A 2,831-nucleotide genomic window follows, 5' to 3' on the forward strand; every position below is an offset into this window, starting at 1 on the left:
GCGCGGTGGAGCTGGGCGCGGGCGACGCGGCAGCCGCGGCCGGCGCCGCCGAACGCAATGCGGCGGCCGGCGCGGTGAACGCCGACGAACTGTCGCGCGCCTCAGGCCTGGGCAAGGCCGTGCCCGACGAAGTCGCCGCCATGCTGACGGCGCCCGGCCGAAAGCTCAGCGATGTGCCTGACGCCGGCACACGCTCCTGGCTGTCGCTCCCGCGCAAGCAGCTGACGGCGACGGATGCCGACTTGATGGTCCATGACTACGTAAAGCTGCTGGAAGGCCGGCCCGCCGCCGGGCCGCCAAGCCGGCGCGCCAAGGTCTCCCTCGAATCCGAGAAGGCCGCCGCCGCGCGGCCTGTGCCGCCGCATCGCCCGGCCCCGGACGTTCCCTGGCATGCCGTGGAGCTGCTGGTGCGCGCGGCCCATGCCGGCCACGCCGGCGCCAGGACCGAACTCAACAAACTGTGCCGGGACAATCCGCGCGGCCAGGCCGCCGCGGCCTGTGCCCGGCTGCAGTCCACGTGAACACACTGCCCAACAGGAAAAGGATTGCAGGATGGCCTTCGTAGAACCCGTCACTCTCACGGCGCGCGGCGTCAAGCTGGTGCCCCTTGCGCTCGAGCACGAAGCCGGCCTCAAAGCCGCGGCCGCCGACGGCGAGCTCTGGAAGCTGCGCATCACCTCCGTGCCCGAGCCGCATGAAACCCGCGGCTACATAGAGACCGCGCTGGCCACCGCCAACCGCTTCGCCTTCGCGGTCACCGACGCGGCCAGCGGCGAGGTGCTGGGCTCCACCAGTTACCACGACATCGTGCCCAACCTCAAGCGCGTCGAGATCGGCTACACCTGGTACGCCGCGCGCTGCCAGCGCACCCACGTCAACACCACCTGCAAGCTGCTGATGCTCACGCATGCTTTCGACACCCTGGGCTGCAACATCGTCGGCTGGCGCACCGACAACTTCAACCATTCCTCGCAGCGCGCCATCGAACGCCTGGGCGCGCGCAAGGACGGCGTGCTGCGCGGCCATGCGCTGCGCCGCGACGGCACCATACGCGACACCGTGATGTACAGCCTGGCCGCCGGCGAATGGCCGGAAGTGAAGGCGCAGTTGCTGTATTTGCTGGACAAACCCCGAACCTGAGGCGCCCGCCAAGGAGTTCTCATGCTGATCGATTTTTTCTACACCCTGCGCTCGGCCAAGCTGCCGGTCTCCGTCAAGGAATACCTGATGCTGCTCGAAGCGCTGCAGGCCGGCGTGGTCGGCCCGAACAGCGACAAGCTCGACGCCTATGCGGGTGAAGGCGCCTGGAAGATCGACGACTTCTATTACCTGAGCCGCACCGTGCTGGTAAAGGACGAAAAAAACTACGACAAGTTCGACCGCGCCTTCGCCGCCTACTTCAAGGGCGTGGAGATGCTGGCCGACTTCACCAAGGACATCCCGCTCGAATGGCTGCGCAAAAACCTCGAGCTCGAACTGAGCCCCGAGGAAAAGGCCAAGATCGAAAAAATGGGCTGGGACGAGCTCATGGAAACGCTCAAGAAGCGTTTTGAGGAACAGAAGGAACGCCACGAAGGCGGCAGCAAATGGATAGGCACGGGCGGAACCTCGCCCTTCGGCGCCAACGGCTTCAACCCCCAGGGCATACGCATAGGCCAGGAAAAAAGCCGCAACAAGAGCGCCGTGAAAGTCTGGGACCAGCGCGCCTACAAGGACTACGACGACACCCAGGAACTCGGCACGCGCAACATCAAGGTCGCGCTGCGCCGCCTGCGCAAGTTCGCGCGCCAGGGCAACGTCGAAGAGCTGGACCTCGACGACACCATACGCTCCACCGCCGCCAATGCCGGCTGGCTGGACATCAAGATGGTGCCCGAGCGCCACAACAACGTGAAGGTGCTGCTGCTGATGGACGTGGGCGGCACCATGGACGAGCACATCCACCGCGTGGAAGAAATGTTCTCGGCCGTGAAAGCCGAGTTCAAGCACCTCGAGTTTTACTACTTCCACAACTGCGTCTACGACTTCATGTGGAAGAACAACCGTCGCCGCTTCAGCGAAAAATTCCCGACCTGGGACATCATCCGCAAGTACAACAAGGACTACAAGCTCATCTTCGTCGGCGACGCGACCATGAGCCCCTACGAGATCCTGCAGCCCGGCGGCAGCGTGGAATACAACAACGAGGAAGCCGGCGCCGAATGGATGCAGCGCCTGACCAACGCCTTCCCCAAGTTCGCCTGGATCAACCCCGAGCCGCAGGGCGTCTGGCAGTACCGGCAAAGCATCGCCGTGATCCAGCAACTGGTGAACCAGCGCATGTTCCCCCTCACCATCAAAGGCCTTGAGGAAGCCATGCGGCTTTTGTCCAAATAAGGACGGTCTCCTACGCAGGCACGCGGGGGTGCTCAAGTAAACTGCCCCCGTGACCCCTCCCAGCACCCACAGTTCCCAGTGCGCACGGACGGCCACCCCGGCAGGACTGATGACAGCCAGCGCCGGCCTCATCCCTGCCCTCGCCCTCTTTGCGGCCCTGCTGGCGCCCCCGGCCGGCGCGCAGACGGCTGCGCCCATGGACAGCAGCACGGCACCGCCCTCCGGCGTCACCCAGACCGCGCCCGCCCCGCCGCCGCCCCCTGAAAAAGTCACACCCGAACCCACACCGCAAGGCGCCACCGGCCCGACCAGCGCCCAGCCCGAAGTCACGGCCTTCGACATCGCGGTGCGCGCGCCGCAGCCCGTCAAGGGCCTGCTCGAAAAACACCTCGAGCTGCAGCGCTACCGCGCCGTGACCGACCTCGACGAGGCCGAGCTGGCACGCCTCATCGTGC

General features: G+C 65.9%; 2 protein-coding genes and 2 pseudogenes. All 4 read left to right on the forward strand.

The window, feature by feature from the left end:
* Positions 1 to 521, forward strand: a pseudogene (locus tag AC1D0P_RS24080) (hypothetical protein); the annotation flags it as partial.
* A gap of 31 nt (positions 522 to 552) precedes the next feature.
* Positions 553 to 1,140: a GNAT family N-acetyltransferase gene (locus AC1D0P_RS24085; RefSeq protein ID WP_477679047.1), complete on the forward strand. Its 588-nt coding sequence runs from the start codon at positions 553 to 555 to the stop codon at positions 1,138 to 1,140.
* Positions 1,141 to 1,161: 21 nt separating this feature from the next.
* Positions 1,162 to 2,376 (forward strand): vWA domain-containing protein, encoded by a 1,215-nt coding sequence (locus AC1D0P_RS24090; protein ID WP_477679048.1) that lies wholly within the window; start codon positions 1,162 to 1,164, stop codon positions 2,374 to 2,376.
* Between the two features lie 109 nt (positions 2,377 to 2,485).
* Positions 2,486 to 2,831, forward strand: a pseudogene (locus AC1D0P_RS24095) (outer membrane protein assembly factor); the annotation flags it as partial.

It is taken from the genome of Polaromonas sp. P1_G2, assembly GCF_056405515.1.

Coding starts and splice junctions, on each gene's coding strand:
- AC1D0P_RS24085 (WP_477679047.1), top strand. CDS start 553: ATGGCCTTCGTAGAACCCGTCACTCTCACGGCGCGCGGCGTCAAGCTG.
- AC1D0P_RS24090 (WP_477679048.1), top strand. CDS start 1,162: ATGCTGATCGATTTTTTCTACACCCTGCGCTCGGCCAAGCTGCCGGTC.